This is a genomic window from Nostoc sp. DSM 114159 (assembly GCF_053470285.1).
This window is the reverse complement of record NZ_JBPFEH010000001.1, coordinates 2,501-25,658: the sequence shown is the minus strand read 5'-3', so window position 1 is coordinate 25,658 and position 23,158 is coordinate 2,501. Positions and strand designations below refer to the sequence as shown.

General features: G+C 43.0%; 13 protein-coding genes, 3 tRNA genes and 2 rRNA genes (1 of these 18 only partly in view). 12 read left to right on the top strand and 6 right to left on the bottom strand.

Translation table 11 applies throughout. The features are described from left to right. The first annotated feature begins 1,197 nt into the window (after positions 1 to 1,197). The 4 genes from ACR5KR_RS00095 (at position 1,198) to ACR5KR_RS00080 (ending at position 9,806) form a co-directional block, all read left to right on the top strand. Positions 1,198 to 3,060: a glycoside hydrolase family 2 protein gene (locus ACR5KR_RS00095; protein ID WP_448264993.1), complete on the top strand. Its 1,863-nt coding sequence runs from the start codon at positions 1,198 to 1,200 to the stop codon at positions 3,058 to 3,060. After that, positions 3,039 to 4,139 (top strand): galactose-1-phosphate uridylyltransferase, encoded by a 1,101-nt coding sequence (galT, locus tag ACR5KR_RS00090; RefSeq protein WP_448264992.1) that lies wholly within the window; start codon positions 3,039 to 3,041, stop codon positions 4,137 to 4,139. Before ACR5KR_RS00095 ends, galT begins: the two co-directional genes overlap by 22 nt. 566 nt (positions 4,140 to 4,705) lie before the next feature. After that, positions 4,706 to 8,689, top strand: a complete 3,984-nt coding sequence (locus tag ACR5KR_RS00085; RefSeq protein ID WP_448264991.1) for a magnesium chelatase subunit H — start codon at positions 4,706 to 4,708, stop codon at positions 8,687 to 8,689. A gap of 373 nt (positions 8,690 to 9,062) precedes the next feature. After that, on the top strand, positions 9,063 to 9,806 hold the full coding sequence (locus ACR5KR_RS00080) for a GIY-YIG nuclease family protein (RefSeq protein WP_448270030.1): 744 nt from the start codon (positions 9,063 to 9,065) through the stop codon (positions 9,804 to 9,806). Between the two features lie 210 nt (positions 9,807 to 10,016). On the opposite strand, the gene ACR5KR_RS00075 is transcribed toward ACR5KR_RS00080, so the two are convergent. The 3 genes from ACR5KR_RS00075 to murA form a co-directional block, all read right to left on the bottom strand. Beyond that, the gene (locus ACR5KR_RS00075) at positions 10,017 to 10,460 is read right to left on the bottom strand and encodes a type II toxin-antitoxin system VapC family toxin (RefSeq protein WP_445628315.1); all 444 of its coding nucleotides are present in this window, start codon (positions 10,458 to 10,460) and stop codon (positions 10,017 to 10,019) included. Then, positions 10,448 to 10,669 carry a hypothetical protein gene (locus ACR5KR_RS00070; protein ID WP_179063863.1) on the bottom strand — a complete coding sequence of 74 codons (222 nt, stop codon included), beginning with the start codon at positions 10,667 to 10,669 and terminating at the stop codon, positions 10,448 to 10,450. The genes ACR5KR_RS00075 and ACR5KR_RS00070 overlap by 13 nt, the downstream gene beginning before the upstream one ends. A 656-nt stretch (positions 10,670 to 11,325) precedes the next feature. After that, the gene (murA, locus tag ACR5KR_RS00065; protein ID WP_448270028.1) at positions 11,326 to 12,693 is read right to left on the bottom strand and encodes a UDP-N-acetylglucosamine 1-carboxyvinyltransferase; all 1,368 of its coding nucleotides are present in this window, start codon (positions 12,691 to 12,693) and stop codon (positions 11,326 to 11,328) included. A gap of 406 nt (positions 12,694 to 13,099) precedes the next feature. Here murA and ACR5KR_RS00060 point away from each other — a divergent pair. Both ACR5KR_RS00060 and ACR5KR_RS00055 read left to right on the top strand, forming a co-directional pair. Beyond that, a tRNA-Leu gene (locus ACR5KR_RS00060) sits at positions 13,100 to 13,181 on the top strand. A 79-nt stretch (positions 13,182 to 13,260) separates the two neighbouring features. Then, positions 13,261 to 14,043 (top strand): TrmH family RNA methyltransferase, encoded by a 783-nt coding sequence (locus ACR5KR_RS00055; protein WP_445628316.1) that lies wholly within the window; start codon positions 13,261 to 13,263, stop codon positions 14,041 to 14,043. 20 nt (positions 14,044 to 14,063) lie between these two features. On the opposite strand, the gene ACR5KR_RS00050 is transcribed toward ACR5KR_RS00055, so the two are convergent. After that, complete coding sequence (locus ACR5KR_RS00050; protein WP_445628317.1) at positions 14,064 to 14,306, bottom strand: hypothetical protein; 243 nt, start codon at positions 14,304 to 14,306, stop codon at positions 14,064 to 14,066. Between the two features lie 382 nt (positions 14,307 to 14,688). Here ACR5KR_RS00050 and ACR5KR_RS00045 point away from each other — a divergent pair, with 382 nt between their 5' ends. Further along, positions 14,689 to 16,359 carry a dipeptide ABC transporter ATP-binding protein gene (locus ACR5KR_RS00045; protein ID WP_445628318.1) on the top strand — a complete coding sequence of 557 codons (1,671 nt, stop codon included), beginning with the start codon at positions 14,689 to 14,691 and terminating at the stop codon, positions 16,357 to 16,359. Between the two features lie 162 nt (positions 16,360 to 16,521). Here the strand turns inward: ACR5KR_RS00045 and ACR5KR_RS00040 are convergent, their stop codons facing one another. Then, the gene (locus tag ACR5KR_RS00040) at positions 16,522 to 17,466 is read right to left on the bottom strand and encodes a hypothetical protein (RefSeq protein WP_448264990.1); all 945 of its coding nucleotides are present in this window, start codon (positions 17,464 to 17,466) and stop codon (positions 16,522 to 16,524) included. 625 nt (positions 17,467 to 18,091) lie between these two features. On the opposite strand from ACR5KR_RS00040, the gene ACR5KR_RS00035 reads away from it, so the two are divergent. Continuing rightward, a complete protein-coding gene (locus tag ACR5KR_RS00035; RefSeq protein WP_448264989.1) occupies positions 18,092 to 18,595 on the top strand; it encodes an N-acetyltransferase family protein in 504 nt (167 codons plus the stop codon). A 594-nt stretch (positions 18,596 to 19,189) separates the two neighbouring features. Here ACR5KR_RS00035 and nadC read toward each other — a convergent pair. After that, positions 19,190 to 20,056, bottom strand: a complete 867-nt coding sequence (nadC, locus tag ACR5KR_RS00030; protein ID WP_448264988.1) for a carboxylating nicotinate-nucleotide diphosphorylase — start codon at positions 20,054 to 20,056, stop codon at positions 19,190 to 19,192. Between the two features lie 311 nt (positions 20,057 to 20,367). On the opposite strand from nadC, the gene ACR5KR_RS00025 reads away from it, so the two are divergent. The 4 genes from ACR5KR_RS00025 to ACR5KR_RS00010 all read left to right on the top strand — a co-directional run. After that, positions 20,368 to 21,858 (top strand): 16S ribosomal RNA (locus tag ACR5KR_RS00025). Between the two features lie 130 nt (positions 21,859 to 21,988). Beyond that, positions 21,989 to 22,062, top strand: a tRNA-Ile gene (locus ACR5KR_RS00020). Positions 22,063 to 22,145: 83 nt separating this feature from the next. Beyond that, positions 22,146 to 22,218 (top strand) — tRNA-Ala (locus tag ACR5KR_RS00015). Between the two features lie 255 nt (positions 22,219 to 22,473). Then, positions 22,474 to 23,158, top strand: a 23S ribosomal RNA gene (locus tag ACR5KR_RS00010); it runs 2,212 nt beyond the window's last position. Together the 16S and 23S rRNA genes with 2 tRNA genes alongside form the textbook arrangement of a ribosomal RNA operon.

The window sequence follows — 23,158 nt, the reverse complement described above, 5'->3', positions numbered from 1 at the left end:
CCTCAATCTGGTGGTTTACATCGTTTGCGGTTTAAGAAGTTCATTAGTGCTTCGAGCCGGCTGGCGATTCACCTTCTCTGACGAAACTGCTCAACGCCTTTATCGTGAGCCGAACGGCAAAACGAAGCATGGCATATTTTGTGGGCAGCACCGAATGCCAGCATTTTAGCAGGTGTAAAAATTGCCATAGTTCTTGCTGGAGGAAAACTACCCCGTTGTTGAGCGACTTGCCCTGACTTGTACTGAGTTTCGACATTTCGACTGCGCCCTTCTCTACGAGAGGCTGCGCCAACGGCTACGCTCAGGACAGGCTCAGTGCATCGCTGCGCGGTAATCGAGCGACTTGTACTGAGTTTCGACTGCGCGGTAATCGAGCGAAGTCGAGATTCAACTACCGCGTAGTCGTTGGCGTGGTCACTGAGCGTAGTCGAAGTGCAGCCTCTCCGACAGTAGAAGTAAGTCGAGATTCAACTACCGCGTAGTCGTTGGCGTGGTCACTGAGCGTAGTCGAAGTGCAGCCTCTCCGACAGGAGAAGTAAGTCGAGATTCAACTACTGCGTAGTCAAAGTAGTATAGTCGTACCCCTTGGGGGTAGCAAGCTACGCAAAGCGTCCCGTAGAGAAGAAAGTCGAAACACTGTTTCCTGCTGTTACCAAAGGGAACAGGGGTTTAGGACAAGAACACCAAATTTTCTTGTTTTGTGGCTGGCGTGGTTGCAGACAAAAATGCTCTCTATTTAGCAATATTCAATGAATGGTTCCGTTATTCTCTTATATAACCTGATTTTAATTATTTCTCTTTTGTTTGCTAATGCTTATTGACTAATAAATGATTTTAAAAAATTTACTTAAACAATTGATATAAATAAAATTTTCATGACAACCACTTTCTCGTGTGGCAGATTTATGATAGTTATTAGGCACCTAAATATAATGCTTTTTTTTTAGATAACCTGGCAAAGATTGATAATGTATATGCCATAATGTCACGAGCTAGGGGTATATAAATTTATTGTTATACTTCATCACGTAAGTGGGGAAGGTATCAGTATTGGCTACGAAAAAATATAATGCTACTAGCTCGAACCGATTGATGAACGATCGGGTCAAAACTCTTGCTATATCTGGAAACCCAATATTGGGGTCTGGATTTAGTCTATAGCAGGGGTTGATTGAGTTATGGATAGGAGGAAATTTGATGAAATTGTTAGATTTAGAGAATCCTGAGGTTAAATTGACCTCTAAAACAGATAGTAATTTTGTGGACTTAACAGCAGCACACCCACGACCATTGTTAAAGCGATCGCACTGGCAATCTTTAAATGGGCTGTGGAAATTCGCATTTGATGACGAGGGAAAATGTGTGGAGCCGAGCGATTTTAGCGAATGGCATCATCATATAGAAGTTCCTTATGCGCCCGAATCTACCAAAAGTGGGATTAACGATCGCGGTTTTCATCCAAACTGCTGGTACGAGCGCGAATTTGAAACGCCACCAGGGGACGGCAGATTAGTGTTACACTTTGGCGCTGTAGACTATCGCGCTCGTGTGTGGGTAAACGATAAATATATAGCCGAGCATGAAGGCGGACACACCTCTTTCAGTCTCGATATTACCCATACCTTAAATGACAGTGGTACAACAAAGGTAACAGTGTGGGCGCAAGACGATCCGCACGATCTCGCCAAACCTCGTGGTAAACAAGATTGGCAGTTGAAACCCCATAGTATTTGGTATCCTCGCACAACTGGTATTTGGCAGACAGTCTGGCTAGAGCGCGTAGGTGAGACTTATATCGGCAATCTTCGTTGGATTCCCGACTGCGAACGGTGGGAAATTGGCTTTGAAGTTGGGCTAGCTGGTAATTTACCTACTTCAGGTGTACAAATTAAAGTAAAACTGAGCGTTGGCGATCGCCTGTTAGCAAGCGATACCTATGAAGTATTCAATGGGGAAATTAGCCGCCGCATTGTTCTGAGCGATCCGGGTATTGACGACTGCCGTAATGAATTACTTTGGAGTCCAGAAAAGCCGACGCTGATCGATGCCCAAATTCAGCTATGGGATAAAGAGCGTCTGTTAGATGAAGTGCAATCTTATACAGCGATGCGGACTGTTAGCATCCAGCGCGATCGCTTTATGCTCAACGGTCGTCCCTACTATCTGCGCTTAGTTCTCGACCAAGGTTATTGGCCTGAAACATTAATGACTCCACCCAATGATGAAGCATTACGACGTGATGTAGAACTCGTCAAAGCTATGGGTTTTAACGGAGTACGCAAACACCAAAAAATTGAAGACCCCCGCTTTTTATATTGGGCAGACGTTTTAGGGTTGTTAGTATGGGAGGAGATGCCTAGCGCTTACCGCTTCACGCCAAAAGCTGTGGAACGGATGACGCGGGAGTGGACGGAAATTATCAAGCGAGATGTTAGCCATCCTTGTATTGTGGCGTGGGTGCCGTTTAATGAATCTTGGGGTGTGCCAAATTTGACTGAGACGGCGGCTCATCGTAACTACGTATTGGCAATGTATCATCTGACCAAGACTCTCGATCCGACTCGCCCAGTAATTGGTAACGATGGTTGGGAAAGTACAGATACCGACATCCTCGCTATTCACGACTATGAACGCCACCCTGAACGATTAGCCCATCGTTACAGACCAGATATTCAGATATCGGATCTATTCGAGCGTAGCCGTCCTGGGGGACGTATCCTCACCCTAGATAACTATCCCCATCAGGGACAACCAGTGATGTTAACCGAGTTTGGTGGTATCGCCTATGCCCCTCTTGACCAACCGAATGCCGATCAAGCTCAAGCTTGGGGATATGAAAACTGCTCGAATATCTCCGAATTACAAATGAAATATGCTGCTCTCTTGGAAACCGTTAATAACATTGAGCTATTTAGCGGATTCTGTTACACACAATTAACAGATACCTTCCAAGAAGCTAACGGTTTATTGTACGGCGATCGCACGCCGAAATTCCCCATTGAGGCAATCCGCGCTGCAACCCTCTCAGGACAAGGTTTATGTACTCCCACAAGCTGTTAAAGCCCGACGGACGCAAACTCAAATTATACAGTCGCTACCCAATTACTAGTCAGTTAGAAGCCCCTAGCCCTAGTAATGAGCCAGTGCAAGCTAATCCCCACTTGCGCTGGCACCCCTTGCGGGGGGAATGGGTAGCTTATGCCAGTCACCGTCAAGGGCGGACATTCATGCCGCCTCCAGAATATAATCCCCTCGCACCTACCACCAACCCTGAGTTCCCAACGGAACTACCACAAGGTAAGTATGATGTGGCAGTGTTCGATAACCGCTTTCCCTCAATGAGTGCCACAGCCAACAATCCACCTGATACCATCGTGGAAACGTTACCTGCAAATGGCGCCTGCGAGGTAGTGGTTTTTACTCAAGATGCCCGCGCCTCCTTGAGTTCCTTAGAGTTGGATCATCTAGATTTGCTGTTGTCAGTCTGGGGCGATCGCACCCGCGAACTCGGATTAAATCCCCAAATTCAGTACGTCCTGCCCTTTGAAAATAAAGGTGTAGAGGTGGGTGTAACATTGCACCATCCCCACGGGCAAATTTATGCTTATCCTTTTATACCGCCTGTTCCAGCGCGAATGCTGGCGATGCAGCAGGAGTATTATCAAGAACATCAGCGTGGTTTACTGCAAGACTTGATTCAAAAGGAAATTGCAGCTAACCAGCGAATTATATATCAAGATGAGTATGCGATCGCATTTGTCCCAGTCTGCGCTCGTTACCCCTATGAAGTCTGGATTGCACCAAAAGAGCCAGTTAGCACTTTTATGGATCTTACCCCACAGCAACGGTGGGGACTTGCCAAAGCGTTAAAAACTGTCACTCTCAAGTATGACGGTTTGTGGAATCGCCCGTTTCCTTACTTGATGGCTTGGTTCCAAGCACCAACTGACGGTTTAGCTCATCCCGAAGCGCATTTACACGCCGAGTTTTTTCCACCATATCGCACAAGCGAAAGGCTAAAGTATCTAGCGGGAACCGAACTTGCAGCAGGGATGTTTGCCAATGATGCTTTACCGGAAGAGAAAGCGAAGGAACTACAAGCTGTGGTGGTAAACATTGAAGAACCGATTTCGGTGTGACAGGGTTTGGAAACTGTAACTTAATTTTTGGACAAACCAACGCATAAATTGGAAGTTTGTCCACCTCTTGAATTAGTTCATCAATAAACTGTCTTAACCGTTCCTTCTAATCGGGGACGGTTTTTAACTATTCTGAATTCTGAATTTAGAAGGACTGAATTCTTACAATTTATCAATTTAATCTGAAAGAAACTCTGCCTTTTTACTGCTTATTATAAATTACAACTACATATTTAAGGTATTGTCTATGCTCGCTAAAAAATATTTAGTCAGCAAAGCAAGTTTTGTAAATGGATTTAAATAGCTAAATAGCTATTTAACTATTAAAAGTAGTATTACGAAAAGTTTACAAATATATGAGCGAATACTTTTATACAAAGTCAACAATTACGAAGAAATATTTCGTTTTTTATATCGATTTGTGTCATATAGGGGATAAAATGCCTACTGGGCAAGCGTTTTCTGATAAAAAACAGATATTGCCTAAAAGATTGCAAGTTACCTATGGCTGATGATGCCGCTAGGAACTTCTTTCAGAGAACACGCATCAAAGGAGCCGAAGAAGCATGTTCACACACGTCAAGTCCACCATTAGACACATTGCGCCTGATAACTTACGCGGACGTAGTTTAATCAAGGTGGTCTATGTCGTGCTTGAGTCCCAGTACCAGAGTGCTTTGTCGCAAGCAGTTCGCACGATTAACGCGAACAATCCCAACTTGGCGATTGAAATCAGCGGGTACTTGATTGAGGAACTCCGCGACCCAGAGAATTACGAAGAGTTCAAACGAGAAATCGAGAGTGCGAATATCTTCATCGCTTCCCTCATTTTCATCGAAGACTTAGCACAGAAAGTAGTAGCGGCAGTAGAACCACACCGCGATCGCCTGGATGTTTCCGTTGTCTTTCCCTCGATGCCAGAAGTAATGCGCCTGAGTAAAATGGGTAGCTTTTCCTTGGCACAGTTGGGTCAGTCAAAAAGTGCGATCGCCCAATTCATGCGGAAACGCAAAGAAAAATCCGGTGCAGGATTCCAAGATGGGATGCTGAAGCTTTTGCGAACCCTGCCGCAAGTGCTGAAGTTTTTACCAATGGATAAGGCACAGGATGCCCGAAATTTCATGCTCAGTTTTCAGTATTGGCTAGGTGGTTCTCCAGAAAACCTGGAAAACTTCTTGCTGATGCTAGCTGATAAATATGTATTTAAAGGTTTAGACAAACAAATTGCACCTTCTACATATCAACAGCCAGTTGTTTATCCCGATTTAGGGATTTGGCATCCTTTGGCTCCCAGTATGTTTGAAGATGTCAGAGAATACCTCAATTGGTATACAGCCCGTAAGGATATTTCTAACGATCTCAAAGATCCCTTAGCTCCCTGTGTTGGATTAGTATTGCAACGCACCCACCTAGTTACAGGGGATGATGCCCATTATGTAGCAATGGTGCAGGAGTTGGAAGCACTAGGCGCACGGGTACTACCTGTGTTTGCTGGTGGTTTGGATTTCTCCAAGCCTGTGGATGCTTACTTCTACGAACCAACTACTAATATACAGTTGGTAGATGCAGTAATATCGCTAACTGGTTTTGCTTTAGTGGGTGGCCCAGCCAGACAAGACCATCCCAAGGCAATTGAGTCACTCAAACGCTTAAACCGTCCTTACATGGTGGCGTTACCCTTAGTATTCCAAACCACAGAAGAGTGGATGGATAGCGATTTAGGGTTACATCCAATTCAAGTAGCTTTGCAAATTGCAATTCCTGAATTGGATGGAGCAATTGAGCCGATTATATTATCCGGTAGAGATGGGGCTACAGGGAAAGCGATCGCACTCCGCGATCGGGTTGAAGCGGTAGCCGAACGCGCCTTAAAATGGGCAAATCTCCGCCGCAAGCCGAAGTTGCAGAAAAAAGTCGCCATCACCGTTTTCAGCTTCCCACCAGATAAAGGCAACGTGGGAACCGCCGCTTATTTAGATGTATTCGGCTCAATCTACGAGGTGATGAAAGCCCTCAAAAATAACGGCTACGACTTACCAGAATTGCCAGAATCCGCCGAAGCGTTGATGCAAGAAGTCATCCACGACGCCCAGGCTCAGTACAGCAGCCCTGAACTCAACATTGCCTATAAAATGTCGGTTCCTGAGTATGAAGCGCTGACCCCTTACTCTCAACGCTTAGAGGAAAACTGGGGCCCACCTCCCGGACATCTCAACAGCGACGGGCAAAATCTGTTAATTTATGGTAAGCAATTTGGTAACGTCTTCATTGGTGTTCAACCAACATTTGGTTATGAAGGCGACCCGATGCGGCTGTTGTTCTCCCGTTCAGCTAGTCCTCACCACGGTTTTGCTGCCTACTACACTTATTTAGAGCAAGTTTGGAAAGCTGATGCTGTACTGCACTTTGGTACACACGGTTCCTTGGAATTCATGCCAGGTAAACAGATGGGGATGTCTGGCGACTGTTATCCAGATAACTTGATTGGCTCAATTCCCAACTTGTATTACTACGCAGCGAATAATCCGAGTGAAGCGACAATTGCCAAACGTCGGAGTTATGCCGAAACAATTTCTTACTTGACACCACCGGCAGAAAATGCTGGTTTGTATAAAGGTTTGAAAGAACTGAGCGAGTTAATTGCTTCTTACCAAACCTTAAAAGATAGCGGACGCGGCATTCCCATTGTCAACAGCATCATGGATAAATGCCGGATCGTGAATCTGGATAAGGATATCAACCTGCCAGAAACCGATGCCAGAGACATGAGTGCCGACGAGCGGGATAATATTGTTGGCAACGTCTACCGCAAGTTAATGGAAATCGAGTCTCGGTTGTTGCCTTGTGGGTTGCACGTCATTGGGAAACCGCCAAGTGCAGAAGAAGCGATCGCAACTCTCGTCAATATTGCCAGTCTAGATCGTCAAGAAGAAGAACTTCAAGGCTTACCGGCAATTATCGCCAATAGCATCGGGCGTAACATTGATGATATTTACCAAAATAGCGATCGAGGCATTTTAGAAGATGTCCAATTATTGCAAGATATCACTTTGGCAACCCGTGCAGCAGTTACCGCCCTTGTGCAAGAGCAAATCGACGCGGAAGGACGAGTTTCTCTAGTTTCCCGGTTGAATTTCTTCAATATGGGCAAAAAAGAACCTTGGGTAGAAGCATTGCATAAAGCAGGTTATCCCAAAGTTGATGGTGCAGCCCTAAAACCATTATTTGAATATTTGGAATTCTGCCTGCAACAAGTTTGTGCCGACAACGAACTCGGAGCATTACTCAAAGGCTTAGAAGGTGAGTACGTCCTACCCGGCCCTGGTGGCGATCCGATTCGTAACCCGGATGTATTACCCACGGGTAAGAATATCCATGCTTTAGATCCACAATCCATCCCCACAACAGCAGCAGTCCAATCAGCCAAAATTGTCGTAGACAGGCTTTTAGCACGTAATAAAGCCGAAAACGATGGAAAATGGCCAGAAACCATCGCCTGTGTCCTTTGGGGAACCGATAACATCAAAACTTACGGCGAGTCCCTGGCACAAATTATGTGGATGGTGGGCGTGCGTCCGGTTCCCGATGCTTTGGGACGGGTAAACAAGTTGGAATTGATACCTTTAGAAGAGTTAGGACGACCCAGAATTGACGTAGTAATCAACTGTTCTGGTGTATTCCGCGACTTGTTCATCAACCAAATGAACCTGCTAGACCAAGGCGTGAAAATGGCAGCTGAAGCAGATGAACCCTTAGAAATGAACTTTGTTCGCAAACACGCTTTGCAGCAAGCCCAAGATATGGGGATTAATCTGCGTCAAGCAGCGACTCGCGTTTTCTCCAACGCTTCTGGTTCCTACTCGTCAAATATAAACTTGGCGGTAGAAAACAGCACTTGGGATAGCGAAGCCGAGTTGCAGGAAATGTATCTCAACCGGAAATCCTTCTCCTTCAATTCCGATAACCCCGGAATCATGGACGAATCTCGGCAGATTTTTGAAAGCACATTGAAAACTGCTGATGCAACTTTTCAAAATCTCGATTCTTCTGAGATTAGCTTAACGGATGTTTCTCATTACTTTGATTCAGATCCTACAAAGCTGGTGGCAAATCTGCGGGGTGATGGTAAAAAACCAGCATCTTATATTGCAGATACAACCACAGCTAATGCTCAAGTGCGGACATTAACAGAAACCGTGCGCTTAGATGCGCGTACCAAATTGTTAAATCCCAAATGGTACGAAGGGATGCTGAATCACGGTTACGAAGGCGTGCGCGAACTCTCCAAGCGATTAGTAAATACAATGGGTTGGAGTGCAACAGCCGGCGCTGTGGATAACTGGATTTATGAGGATACTAACGAAACCTTCATCAAAGATGAAGAAATGCAGAAACGCTTAATGAATCTGAATCCTCATTCTTTCCGCAAGGTTGTATCAACTTTGTTGGAAGTGAATGGACGCGGTTATTGGGAGACTAGCGAGGAGAATTTAGATCGCCTGCGCGAGTTGTACCAAGAAGTTGAAGACCGAATTGAAGGGATAGACTAGGTTTAATACATAACCAATGAGACAGAAGGTACGGTATTACCGTACCTTCTGCATTTATTTGAGTTTTCACCAGATGTATAAAAAAATGGTTAGCGCCAGCTAATCAAAAACTGTTCTGTTAACCTATTTTTTACGATGCCGCTTATTATGAAAAAGTACATAGCATCGAATCTAGTAGCAGTAAATATAAGTTTTTTATATGGTGCGGTTATCAGCTTATTTGGTGTAGTTTGAAAGCCAAATATTGCTCTAGTAATTGATAAAATAGAACAAATGAACTATATTAAGAATAATAATTTTGCAAGGCTTTGTGAGGTTTTGAGTGAGTCCTGGCTACATATACACCCTACAAAACAGGTGATTCGGTAGTAACATCATTAAGATTGGCATGACAACGCGAGAACCAGAGGTTCGCGCAAAGGAGATTTATCGTGGTGCGTCAGGAGTACCTGAACCATTTGAGATTGCTTTCGCTTGTAAGGTTGCTGATTGTGAAGTAGCAGAGAAGAAAATCCATCGAAGATTCAATGCATATAGAAGTAACAAGGCTAGAGAATTCTTCATTATTCCTGTTGAGATTGCAAAAAAAGTTATTATTAGTGTCTGCCAAGAAGTTAATAAACTGTTTAGTTACTACACTGATGAGCTAATTGTTATTGAAAATCAAATGACTTATAGTCTGGATGACTGTGCTGATGATCCACCCGAAGTTGTTATGCTTAGTGTAACTAGTCTAGTTCCTTCTCCTACAGGAACAAGTTTGCTGAGTGATGATCAGAAAGCAAGGGTGGAGATTATTGCAGAAATATTTGCAAATATTTTTCGAGATACTTCAGACGCTTGGATTATGGACTTTTCACGCGATCATAATCCAGAGACAGAGATTTATATTTGGGAACACATTGCTACAGCATTTTTAAAAATAGAGCAAGTTAAATTCCTTAGTGAAGAGCAGAAGAAAGAAGCGTTTGCTCTTTTGCTAATGCGGTCTATGACATCAGCTAATAAAGTTCTTGAACAGTTTAAACTAAAAACGTTTTCTAGAAAAACAGCAAAGGAAATTTTACGTGAATACAAAGTTAATCCACGACCACTTGTAGTTCGGCAACTAGCTTGACATTTAATCTTAATACTAAAATTCATCAATCTTAGACAATAGCGATCGCTTAGTTTTTGAGATTTTCTGTAAGGCGATCGCTTATTCTTTGCCAACAGGCGATGTCTAACTACAAGCTGCTACGCGTCTACGCTTTATTTTTGAGGTTTTTTGCAAAGCGATCGCCTAAAATGGCATCATACAATCAGCGATCGCAACAGACAAAAAGACTCAAACTATCAGTTGATCCAACACTAACACTGTTAACGCTGGTAAAGACGGCAACCGCGCATCATTTGTCAAGAAAAATGATGCACCTCCACGAATAGCAGTAGCCATCTGAATAGCATCTGGGGTTCTTAAGTTATAATTTGCCCTTAATTGTGCCGCATTTTCAGCAATGTCAGGCAAAACTTCGATAGTAGTCAAACCTTGGGAATTAAATAGAATTTCACGATATTGTTGAGCTAATGCTGTGTTTCCTTGTCGCAAGGGATAGACTAACACTTCCGTGATAGTCAAAACTGATGTTACAACGCTAAAATCACCACGAAACATCGCTTCAAAAAAAGCATCTGTAACATCCAAATAATTAGGATTTTCTTCAATAAAGTAAATTAGTGGAGCAGTATCCAAACCTACAATTTGCCCCTGTAGCTGGACTAGCCATTCCATGAATCACGTTCCTGATTAATGTATTCTTGAGCATCAATTCCATTCCAGATTTCTTTACCTAATCCACGTAATTCGAGGATGCTATGCTTTTGCTTAGGTATCATCGTCACCTGTTGACGAATTAAGCTTGATAATTCTTCAATTAAGCGTATTTGCTCTTCAGGAGTTAAGCTTTGAGCTTGCAATAGTACTTCTTGATAATTAGACATAAAATATACATTGCCAATTCTCTTGACTTTAATTCAAATATACACAGAGAGACAGACTGCGTTTCTTTATTTTATAAATAAACGTAGACAGGCTTGATATCTGCTTGTTTATCAGAATAATCATTGCGATCGCACTCACTCTTGGACAACAGGCGATGTCTAACGACAAGCCACTACGCGTCTACGCTTTATTTTTGAGATTGATTTTCTGTAAGGCGACGCCAAATAGCCCGTCGTAGACATCGCTCCTCATCAACTATAGAAGCACAGAAATAAAAGTAATTAATAAAACAGCATGAGTATTATACTTAAAGATATAAGTATAATTTGTGAGAACTTTAAAAATAAAAAGACCAGCCTCCCACAGCTGGTCTAAAAAATGTTTTTGCGTTGTCTTCTCAAGAGAGTTAAAACCCAATTGCGCGTTCCCAAAATGCAACGGGCAACTTTTCTTAACAATATTGTAACAGCCAACACAGATTTTTCCAGAATATTCATCAAAAAAAGATATGGGCAAAGTTTAAAAGCCTCTATCTATCAGGAGAATTTAGCAGATTGTAAGGTATAGATGGGAGAGATGAAGGGAGATAAGGGAGAAAATTTTACCTTGTCTCCCTTGTTCCTCCGATCCCAGCATCAGTCTTAACCGATCGATTTCAACTTGACAGACTACTGATGCTGGGAGCGATTTCTGCATCTGTTGAGGTTTCGCCCACACGAAGGATTTTAGCCCCCAATTGCTGCAATTTCATATCAAGTCGATCGTAGCCGCGATCGAGGTGTTGTAAACCCTGAATTGTGGTTTGTCCTTCTGCCGCTAGTCCGGCGATAACTAACGCTGCCGATGCTCGTAAGTCTGTACCTAACACTGGTGCGCCAGATAATTTTGGTACTCCCCGAACGAAAGCAGCATTGCCTTTGACACGAATATCTGCCCCCAAACGATTCAACTCTGAGGCATGACGCAAGCGATTTTCAAAGACGGATTCGTTAATTACGCTGTCGCCTTCTGCCACTGCCAGCAAAGCCATGAATGGCGCTTGCATATCTGTGGGAAAACCTGGATGGTATTGAGTTTCAATATCCGTTGCCTTAAGGGTTTCCGCTGGCAGAATGTGTAATTGGTCAGGCTTTTCATCAATTATTGTCACTCCAATATCCCGCAGCTTGGCAATTACTGGGATGAGATGTTCTGGAGCCACTGGCGAGAGGATAAGTTCTGAGCGGGTAATTGCTGCTGCCAGCAAAAACGTCCCAGCTTCAATGCGATCGGGAATAATACTGTAGTCAACAGAATGCAACTTGGGGACTCCTTCGATAACAATTCTGCTAGTCCCCGCGCCCTTAATCTTCGCTCCCATTGCGTTACAGAAGTTAGCTAGATCGACTACTTCCGGTTCTCTGGCAGCATTTTCGATGATTGTTTCACCCTCTGCTAGGGTAGCCGCCATCATCAAGTTTTCCGTTGCTCCAACGCTGGCAATGTCTAGGTAAATGTTTGCACCTTTTAATCTCCGGCTGCTGCCAGGAACATAAGCATTACAAATGCCATGCTCAATTTGTACTTCTGCTCCCATTGCTTGCAGTCCTCGAACGTGCAAGTCAACTGGTCTTGCCCCGATCGCACAACCGCCTGGTAAAGGCATCTGTGCTACTCCCAGTCTTGCCAAAATGGCTCCAATGGCGAAAAAACTCGCTCTCAACTGGGTAACTAATTCATAGGGAGCTTTTGATGTTTTAATCTCGCTAGCGTTGATGTCTAAAATGTCACCTTGTCGCGTTAATTGCACACCCAAAGCTGATAACACCTGACCCATCCGCTCTACGTCCGCTAACAAAGGGACATTACGGATACGACAATCGCCCGGACACAGCAAGGCTCCAGCCATGATTACCAGTGCTGAATTTTTTGCCCCGCTAATTTTCACATGACCCCGCAAAGGATGCCCACCCCAAATTTGCAAGACTGAGGAGTCTGCTTCTGGAGCAATTTTGGCATCTGGTAAAATGGTAGAAGGATTAATAAGCCTACCTCCAAAAGTAATACGTATTTTATATGTTTGAAGTTGGTTTTGATTCTACAGTAAAGATTCAAAATGTCCACATTTTAAAGCACTGTTTGGTATAAAAAAATTGTTTTTTGGGTAAAAATTAAGGCTGAAAAGAAGTACTAGCAGGCTTTTTGAGCTTTTCAAAAAATTAAAAAAAAGAATGAATGAGCAGTAGTTTTAAGCAAAATTAAATACTCAGTAAAATAACTTAAGTATTCTCTAAAAATCAATGCTGTACTGCCTGGTTAATATTTTGATTCGACCTTGTACCTAAAAAACTCGTTTCCAGTTAGAAACTTTTAAGTAGGCATTATGCTTTTACTTGACAAAGGTAAAACATAACGCAATAATAAGAAATTGTCGATAAGCACAAATGCCAGCGGAACTGGCGGAATTGGCAGACGCGCTAGATTCAGGTTCTAGTGCCGCAAGGCTTCCGGGTTCAAGTCCCGGGTTCCGCATAACCAGTGCTGAGTGCCGAGTAGTGAGTGCTGAGAAGGAAAAACTCAGCACTCACTACTCAGCACTAACAACTAAAAAATGTTGACCAGTTTACAGAATTCTCTAGTCAAACAAATTCGCAAGCTGCACTCCACCAAGGAGCGGCATAAGCAACAGTTATTTTTACTAGAAGGGACGCACTTATTAGAAGAAGCTTGTGCGGTTAATTACCCACTAGAAACAGTATGTTGTACCCCAGATTGGCAAGTCGCCCATCCCTCGCTGTGGGAAGAAGCTTGTAGCCGATGCGATCGCGCCGAAATTGTCAGTCAAGAAGTCTTGGATGCGATCGCGACCACAGTCCAACCGGATGGTGTGGTGGCAACGGCAAAACGAAGCCAACGCCAAACTCAACTACCATTTACTGGTTTAGTGCTAGCTTTAGAGACGATACAAGATCCCGGCAACCTGGGTACGATGATTCGCACCGCCGCCGCCGCCGGAGCATCAGGGTTGTGGATCAGTGGAGATAGTGTAGATTTAGATAGTCCTAAAGTTCTCCGTGCTTCCGCAGGGCAATGGTTTCGCCTCGCAACAGCCGTAACCGAAGATTTAAAAGCGACAGTCCAACAAAGTCAGCAGGCAGGAATGCAGATAGTGGCAACCTTACCCGATGCGACTTTAACTTATTGGGAAGTGGACTGGCGAAAACCCAGTATGATTTTACTGGGAAATGAAGGTGCTGGATTGTCAGCAGAGTTAGCAGCGATCGCAGACCACCAAGTAAGAATTCCTTTGAGTCCTGGAGTGGAATCCTTGAATGTGGCGATCGCAGCCGCTTTAATGTTGTACGAAGCTCAACGGCAATTTATTTGTCAGTAATGAATTTTAATTTTTTATCCCTATTTGGTTTTTGTTATTTCTTCGAGATATTGTTCAATATCAGCAACTGCGTCCTCAAGAGCCGCTAAATCAATATCTGTCAAGTCTGGATCGAGTTCGACTTCAGTAAAATTACTAGTATGCAGTTGGGGGATATCTTCTTCCTCAGTCGAAATTTCTTGTAAGATATCCTCCAACTGTTCGAGGGATTGTTGAAACACTCGATCGGCAGCGCGCCGCTGTTCTGGTTGATTTTGATCCATAATATTAACTTAAAAATCCTGATTTACTAACTTAATTTTGATTCTAGTTCTGAGAGATTTAAATTTTGCACTAATAAGATCGTAGTTGTGTGCTGTATCAACTTTAGCAGTGGTTATGAAGAATATCGATAGCTGTCTGCAATTAAGAGGAGTCAGGAGTCAGAATTCAGAATTGCTTATTACTCTACCTATAAAGGGATAGAGTAATAAGCAAGGAAAAAGATTCAGCTGCGCTATCACCCAGTCGTACAGAATTTATTCTGTTAGCGATAGCGAGGCGTTTAGCCCATTCTGACTCCTGAGTTCTGGATTCTTCTTCATTTGATAGACTATCCTAAATTTGAAATTATAAAAACTGGTAGCTCAGGGCTGATAACTAACTATGAGTGAAGCCTTATTCTGTATCGAAAATCTGCAAGTTGCCTATCCTGGGCGAAGTGGAGAAAAAACAAGCTGGGCGGTTGATGATGTATCTTTCACCTTGAAACCAGGTGAAAGAATGGGATTGGTGGGAGAGTCAGGTTGTGGTAAATCAACTATCGGACGGGCAGTAATGCGTTTACTACCATCCTCTAGTCGCATTCAGGGACGGGTGACATTTCAAGGACAGTCCGTGTTTGACTTGACACCTAATCAGTTACGGAAATTTCGGGGAGAGGCGATCGCCTTAATTTTTCAAGATCCCATGACACGCCTCGATCCTTTGATGACCATTGGTAAACATTGTATCGAAACCCTCCAAGCGCACTCACCAGAATTATCAACGCGGGAAGCTAAAGAAAAAGCACTTGCTACCTTGGCAAAAGTGAATATTCCCCCTAGTCGCTGGAATCAGTATCCTCATGAGTTTAGCGGTGGAATGCGACAACGGGTAGCGATCGCTTTAGCTTTACTCCTCAACCCCAAGTTTATTGTTGCTGACGAACCCACCACCAGTTTAGATGTCACCGTTTCCGCGCAGATATTGCAAGAATTAACTCGCCTGTGCAGTGAAGAAAACATGGGATTGTTGCTGATTTCTCACGATTTAGCAATGGTGGCTGAGTATTGCGATCGCATTGGCGTGATGTACAACGGTAAGATGGTCGAAATGGGTTCTACAGAAACCGTATTTAAGCAACCTCAACATGAATACACGCGATCGCTTTTAAAAGCAGCATTACATATTCAAGCAGTAACTGATAGTGGAGAATTGATAATTGCCAATGACGAAGAAAAGCAATTACCAATTATTAATCAGCAATCTCCAATTTTGAGTGTTACAGAACTCAAGCAACACTACACTATAGAACCTAACTTTATCGAACGACTGCTTAACACACAAACGCAGACAATTAAAGCAGTAGATGGAATCAACCTGGATCTTTATTCAGGAGAAATTCTCGGCTTAGTCGGGGAATCAGGTTGTGGTAAAAGCACACTATCACGAACTATATTGCAACTAATTCGTCCCACTAGTGGTAAAGTTGAGTTTTTAGGACAGGATTTAACTAAACTATCGCGTCAAGAAATTCGTTCCTCACGGCGACAAATACAAATGGTTTTTCAAGATCCTCATGCTTGTCTCAATCCAGCGATGACAGTAGGACAAAGTATTGCAGATCCTTTATTTATCCACAATTTAGCCAATCCTGCCAAAGCAAAAGAACAGGTTTTGTGGATGCTAAATAAAGTTGGCTTAACACCGCCAGAAGTGTATTATGAGCGTTATCCGTCGGATTTGTCTGGTGGACAACAGCAAAGAGTAGCGATCGCTCGTGCTTTGATTACTCACCCGAAACTCTTAATCTGCGATGAACCAGTGAGTATGTTAGATGCTAGCGTTCAGTCGCAGGTGCTAGATTTAATGTTGCAATTAAAAGAAGAGTTTGAGTTAACTTATCTATTTATCACTCACGATCTTTGGTTAGCTAGATTTTTGTGCGATCGGATTGCCGTAATGAATGGTGGTAAAATTGTCGAACTTGGTCTGACAAAAAATATTTTTGCCAATCCTCAGCATCCTTATACCAAAACTTTACTAGCTGCTGCTCCCTTACTAGCACGCGCTTAACTAAAAGACTTCCAGTAAAAAAAAACACTCCATCGTAGTAAGGGCGTAAACTTTTACGCTCTTACAAATCTACAAATAATTTGGAATAATTTATTTTTTGCAAGTCCCTAAATAAAATCAGAAGTAAGAAGTTTTAAACTCCTAATTGTTCACTCCTAACTCCTAACTATCTTCCCTTACTTCAACTAATCTAGTTGGTTCTCCACTCGAACTATAAAGTTCAACGAATCTTTTAAATAGCAATGCAGTCTCGTGATTTGAAGTTTTACTTAAGTTGAATAAACGCCCTATATTTTTTTCAGCTAAAGCTCTTAAATACGGCAAATCTTCAAATAGGGTCAAGCAAGAAGCAAAATGCAAGATTATTTGTAATAATGGCTTTGGCCAGTCTAAGTCACTATAAATATCTATAAAAAATTGATGTTCTGAGTCATTTAACGGGAAAGCATGAAATATAACAATTATTCTTTTGTTATTGTAAACGGGGATACTTAGTTCAACAGTGTAAGGGGTGTGTAATATTAAATCCACCTCTACAATAGGTTGTCGCCAAATTCTCAAAGGATTAGCTGGTGAGTCTAATATTGTTTGAAATTTAATTATCCCACCAGTGTTTGTGGGCTGAAAGTGGCTAATTTGAAAAATTTTTAGGTTGTTAAGGCTAAACTTATGAACTGTTTCCAAATGCTTTAAGCTCAATAGATGATATATTTGGCAAATATAAGGAAACGGTAAAATATACTCCTGGCTTATCATGTGGAGTTTTTTTATTTGAAGCTTATTAGCTTGAGTGCGATCCAGATATTCTTGATACTGGCTTGGGTCTAAATCATTACTATTGAAGCTTTCTTCTGGCTTTAAATATAACCAGCTTACAAAAAAGAAAGAGGCTGTAAATAGCTGAAATATTTCTATAGGAGATAAATAACCATCGGCAAATGCGGCCATACTTCTATCAGTTATCCCAAAAAGCCAAGATGGAATCCCAAAAACCCAAATGCTACTTTTTATTTGATCTATAAAAAGTGCTATATCAACAACTTTTGAAACATTAGTATTTTGATTGATACTAAATTTATTATGAATATTCAAAAAATTAATAGACATAGTAATTTTTTGTTTAAAATTAATTAAGTTATATTAATTCTAAAGATTAATATATGAGAGCAACCTCTATCTTTAGCTATATATATAAATTGTATTTATGACAGCAAATTGAAACCCAGCTTTTATTAGGATAACGACATGCAATTTGTTGTTAGGTAAAATCATCAAACATCTATGTATTCACTCAGATAGAATTATTTGTAATCTATGCTGCTAAAGGAATTGAGGTGTTACTTTCTTATAGAAAGCGTGGAGGAAAAAGCGGTATATAAATATTCAGATAAAAATTTTATTTGTTCTGTTATGATAAAGTTATCTATTTCTTTAGGATGAATACTGAATCATGCTTTAGAAAGAAAAGATTATAATTTAAAAAAGTTTATTTGTTAAATAAAATACATTAAGTAGGGTGTTGTAATTTGGCTCTAGCCATAACAGCTGTGGTGACTTTTATTAGTAGCGCATTCCATACTTGGTACTAGGGTTAGCCATTATCTTATCTAAGGTAGACTATCCCTATCTGACAAAGTATCTGTGACAATTACGATAGAAACCGTAGAATTGCTACTATTAACACTGTATTATTCTTAAATATTTTCTGAACATTTTTTCTGAGACGGTAGCAATGACTATTCGCCATGCGACTGAAACTGACTTGCCTGCAATTGTGGCAATTTACAACACTGCAATTCCTAGCCGCATGGCAACCGCTGACCTAGAACCAGTATCTGTGGAAAGTCGCCTTGCTTGGTTTAAAGGGCGATCGCCTTCACAACGCCCACTTTGGGTAATCGAAGTAGAAGGAGTAATTGCTGGATGGCTTAGTTTCCAATCCTTTTATGGGCGACCTGCTTATAGTAAGACTGCCGAAATTAGTATTTATATCGCCCCTAGCTTTCATCGGTGTGGTTTGGGACGACAACTCTTAGCACAAGCAATTAGTGAAAGTCCTAGTTTGGGTATAAAGAGCCTAGTATGCTTCATTTTTGCCCACAATCAGCCCAGTTTAAAACTTTTTGAAACATTTGGTTTTCAACGTTGGGGACATTTGCCTAAAATTGCCGAACTTGACAACGTTGAACGAGACTTAGTAATCATGGGACTGCAAATTAGTAAACCTGTTATTTAAAGCGATCGCTATTTTCTGAGACTTGTAAATTAAATTCGGTAACAAATGATCTGAATTCATTGCCCGTAACCATTGCGATGATTCTCAGGTAATTCTTAGATAATTAGTAAGCGATCGCTTTTTTCTCATTTTTTCTAATTTCACATTGTAGTCTAACCAAAATCTACTATTTTCAACTATGTTTACAAACTTGTTGATTGAACTCGCTATCACATTACAAGGAAGATATTGTGTTAGGCTTTGAGCCTCCAAAAATGCCAGGACTAACGCAACTGGCACAGTGCGATCGCTAGCCAGTAGTACAGAAGTATTTAATTACCCAGAATGTGTTTGATTGGCTTTACTCGAATTAGTAATAATAATCAATGATGTATTTTGTTATTAAAATTTTTCTGGGAAAACTATTTACAAGCTCAAGTACAATTTGCTTTTTAATTATTTAATTGAGCAACTAAAACGTCCAGATATTGCTATGTCTTCTGTGTAGTTTTTGGGTGCTTGGTGCGCTTGGCACACCATTGCTTATGCCAGTTACGTAAGTCTTGAATGCGACATTACAATAACTTTGCAGTAGGATGATTTGCCTCTTTCTATTTAAAGTACAATCCTCATACTTAAATCTAACCACTTCGATTGAGTAATCGGCGCGCTGCTAGAAATATAGTCAACACCAGTTTCCGCCACAGCGCGAATCGTTTCCAAAGTCACATTCCCCGAAGCTTCAATTTTTACCTGGCTCTCCTGTTGGTGAATCAACTCTACCGCCTGACGCATTATATCCAAAGGCATATTGTCTAGCATAATAATGTCAGCCTTGTGCTGCAAAGCTTCTTTCACTTGCTCTAAACTTTCAGTCTCTACCTCTATAGTCAAGGGATAAGGAATTTGAGAACGAATACGGGTAATAGCTTTTCCAATTCCGCCAGCCGCCGCAATGTGATTATCCTTAATCATCACCGCATCATCCAACCCCATGCGGTGATTAATCGCCCCACCCAAAGCAGTCGCGTACTTTTCTAACAGTCTTAGCCCTGGCGTAGTTTTGCGCGTATCCACCAACTGAGCAGGTAAATCAGCAATTTTCTCTACATATATATTAGTCAGCGTCGCAATTCCACTTAACCGCATAGCCAAATTGAGTGCGACTCGTTCCCCCATAAGCAGCGCATCCAGTGAACCATGAATTTCAGCTACCACCTGTCCCGGCTCACACCATGTACCTTCAGCCGCAACCGCCACAAAGCTAACTTTTTCATTCAAAATCTGAAACACCCTAGCTGCAACTGGTAAGCCAGCAATTATCCCTGAAGCTTTAGCCATCCATTTAGCAGAGCCTAGCGTCACATCTTCTACTAATAGAGTATTTGTAGTGCGATCGCCCCTACCAATATCCTCCAATAACCAACTACGCAACAGAGGATCTAAAACTAGCCAGGGCGGCAAAACAGCAGAATAGCTCACAAATTTATTGGTTCCTAAAAGACTTCAAGCAATACTATAGCCTAAAGCCCTTGTCTTGCAAGGCTTTGATAGTGATGCCGAAGTCGTCCAAAAATATTTTGGAAAAAGTAGTTGACACTAGGAATTAGGTTCGCTATATTGAATAAGTGCTTGAAGCGGAGCGAGAAAGAGCAACGCTTAAAGAACACCGAACCTTGAAAATATTATAGTTTGAAAGCGATTATACAGCAAGTGTATTGCGTCAAGCAAATAAAAATAACTAAGCTGAAGTTAAAAAAGAGCAGCTATTGAGCTAAAGAGCTTTCCAATTCAAAACGGAGAGTTTGATCCTGGCTCAGGATGAACGCTGGCGGTATGCTTAACACATGCAAGTCGAACGGTGTCTTCGGACACAGTGGCGGACGGGTGAGTAACGCGTGAGAATCTGGCTCTAGGTCTGGGACAACCACTGGAAACGGTGGCTAATACCGGATGTGCCCTGTGGGGTGAAAGGCTTGCTGCCTAGAGATGAGCTCGCGTCTGATTAGCTAGTTGGAAGTGTAATGGACTCCCAAGGCGACGATCAGTAGCTGGTCTGAGAGGACGATCAGCCACACTGGGACTGAGACACGGCCCAGACTCCTACGGGAGGCAGCAGTGGGGAATTTTCCGCAATGGGCGAAAGCCTGACGGAGCAATACCGCGTGAGGGAGGAAGGCTCTTGGGTCGTAAACCTCTTTTCTTAGGGAAGAACACAATGACGGTACCTGAGGAATAAGCATCGGCTAACTCCGTGCCAGCAGCCGCGGTAATACGGAGGATGCAAGCGTTATCCGGAATGATTGGGCGTAAAGCGTCCGCAGGTGGCAATGAAAGTCTGCTGTTAAAGAGTCTAGCTCAACTAGATAGAAGCAGTGGAAACTACATAGCTAGAGTACGTTCGGGGCAGAGGGAATTCCTGGTGTAGCGGTGAAATGCGTAGAGATCAGGAAGAACACCAGTGGCGAAGGCGCTCTGCTAGGCCGTAACTGACACTGAGGGACGAAAGCTAGGGGAGCGAATGGGATTAGATACCCCAGTAGTCCTAGCCGTAAACGATGGATACTAGGCGTGGCTTGTATCGACCCGAGCCGTGCCGTAGCTAACGCGTTAAGTATCCCGCCTGGGGAGTACGCCGGCAACGGTGAAACTCAAAGGAATTGACGGGGGCCCGCACAAGCGGTGGAGTATGTGGTTTAATTCGATGCAACGCGAAGAACCTTACCAAGGCTTGACATGTCGCGAATCTTGATGAAAGTTGAGAGTGCCTTCGGGAGCGCGAACACAGGTGGTGCATGGCTGTCGTCAGCTCGTGTCGTGAGATGTTGGGTTAAGTCCCGCAACGAGCGCAACCCTCGTTTTTAGTTGCCAGCATTAAGTTGGGCACTCTAGAGAGACTGCCGGTGACAAACCGGAGGAAGGTGGGGATGACGTCAAGTCAGCATGCCCCTTACGCCTTGGGCTACACACGTACTACAATGCTTTGGACAGAGGGCAGCAAGCGAGCGATCGCAAGCAAATCCCGCAAACCAAAGCTCAGTTCAGATCGCAGGCTGCAACTCGCCTGCGTGAAGGAGGAATCGCTAGTAATTGCAGGTCAGCATACTGCAGTGAATTCGTTCCCGGGCCTTGTACACACCGCCCGTCACACCATGGAAGCTGGTAGTGCCCGAAGTCATTACTCCAACCATTCGTGGAGGAGGATGCCTAAGGCAGGACTGGTGACTGGGGTGAAGTCGTAACAAGGTAGCCGTACCGGAAGGTGTGGCTGGATCACCTCCTTTAAAGGAGACCTACACCCCTTAGAGATCGAAAAGCAAACAGCTATATAGATACTAAGTTGGTCATTCCTTAGGTCAGTCGCAGACATTTGCAAATGTAGAAAGCTTTCAAACTATGATGAAGGTTCGATATGGGCTATTAGCTCAGGTGGTTAGAGCGCACCCCTGATAAGGGTGAGGTCCCTGGTTCGAGTCCAGGATGGCCCACCTGAATCAATTAAAAATGTAAAATGCAAAATTAAAAATTTATTTCACTTTTAATTTTTAATTATCAATTTTTAATTGTATCTGGGGGTTTAGCTCAGTTGGTAGAGCGCCTGCTTTGCAAGCAGGATGTCAGCGGTTCGAGTCCGCTAACCTCCACCTGATGGCGATTGCCAGAACACAAAAGTGAGTGAGAAATCAGCAACATGACATTTGTCAGACTGCTGAGTAAATTCTCAGCCAGAACCATGAAAACTGCATAGGAACGCAAATTAGCAGGCAGACACAGACATTATCGAGTGCTGAGTGCTTCGGCTTAGAGTGCTGAGTAAAATCAGTGTGAAGTGACGAAGTAAGCAGAACTAACTATAAGTGATTGTGAATGCAATAGTTAAAAGACCAAAAAATTTGAGTGGTCAAGCGAATAAGGGCTAACGGTGGATACCTAGGCACACAGAGGCGACGAAGGACGTGGTTACCGACGATATGCTCCGGGGAGTTGGAAGCAAACATTGAGCCGGAGATTTCCGAATGGGGCAACCCTAGATACTAGCTGCTGAATATATAGGCAGTCAAGAGCCAACCCAGCGAATTGAAACATCTTACTAGCTGGAGGAAGAGAAATCAAAACAGAGATTCCCTAAGTAGTGGTGAGCGAAAGGGGAAAAGCCTAAACCAAAGGGTTTACCTTTTGGGGTAGTGGGACAGCGAGATCGAATCTGGAGGCTAGACGAAGCAGCTAAATACTGCACCAAAGAAGGTGAAAGTCCTGTAGTCGAAAGTTAAAGGATAGTAGCTCAATCCCGAGTAGCATGGGGCACGAGGAATCCCATGTGAATCAGCGAGGACCACCTCGTAAGGCTAAATACTACTGTGTGACCGATAGTGAACCAGTACCGCGAGGGAAAGGTGAAAAGAACCCCGGAAGGGGAGTGAAATAGAACATGAAACCGTTAGCTTACAAGCAGTGGGAGGACTATTAAAAGTCTGACCGCGTGCCTGTTGAAGAATGAGCCGGCGACTTATAGGCACTGGTAGGTTAAAGCGAGAATGCTGGAGCCAAAGGGAAACCGAGTCTGAAAAGGGCGAAACGATCAGT

Excerpts from the sequence above, each read along its gene's own strand:
- ACR5KR_RS00095 (WP_448264993.1), top strand. The coding sequence starts at position 1,198 with ATGAAATTGTTAGATTTAGAGAATCCTGAGGTTAAATTGACCTCTAAA.
- galT (WP_448264992.1), top strand. The coding sequence starts at position 3,039 with ATGTACTCCCACAAGCTGTTAAAGCCCGACGGACGCAAACTCAAATTA.
- ACR5KR_RS00085 (WP_448264991.1), top strand. The coding sequence starts at position 4,706 with ATGTTCACACACGTCAAGTCCACCATTAGACACATTGCGCCTGATAAC.
- ACR5KR_RS00075 (WP_445628315.1), bottom strand. The coding sequence starts at position 10,460 with ATGGAATGGCTAGTCCAGCTACAGGGGCAAATTGTAGGTTTGGATACT.
- ACR5KR_RS00070 (WP_179063863.1), bottom strand. The coding sequence starts at position 10,669 with ATGTCTAATTATCAAGAAGTACTATTGCAAGCTCAAAGCTTAACTCCT.
- ACR5KR_RS00055 (WP_445628316.1), top strand. The coding sequence starts at position 13,261 with ATGTTGACCAGTTTACAGAATTCTCTAGTCAAACAAATTCGCAAGCTG.
- ACR5KR_RS00050 (WP_445628317.1), bottom strand. The coding sequence starts at position 14,306 with ATGGATCAAAATCAACCAGAACAGCGGCGCGCTGCCGATCGAGTGTTT.
- ACR5KR_RS00045 (WP_445628318.1), top strand. The coding sequence starts at position 14,689 with ATGAGTGAAGCCTTATTCTGTATCGAAAATCTGCAAGTTGCCTATCCT.
- ACR5KR_RS00040 (WP_448264990.1), bottom strand. The coding sequence starts at position 17,466 with ATGTCTATTAATTTTTTGAATATTCATAATAAATTTAGTATCAATCAA.
- ACR5KR_RS00035 (WP_448264989.1), top strand. The coding sequence starts at position 18,092 with ATGACTATTCGCCATGCGACTGAAACTGACTTGCCTGCAATTGTGGCA.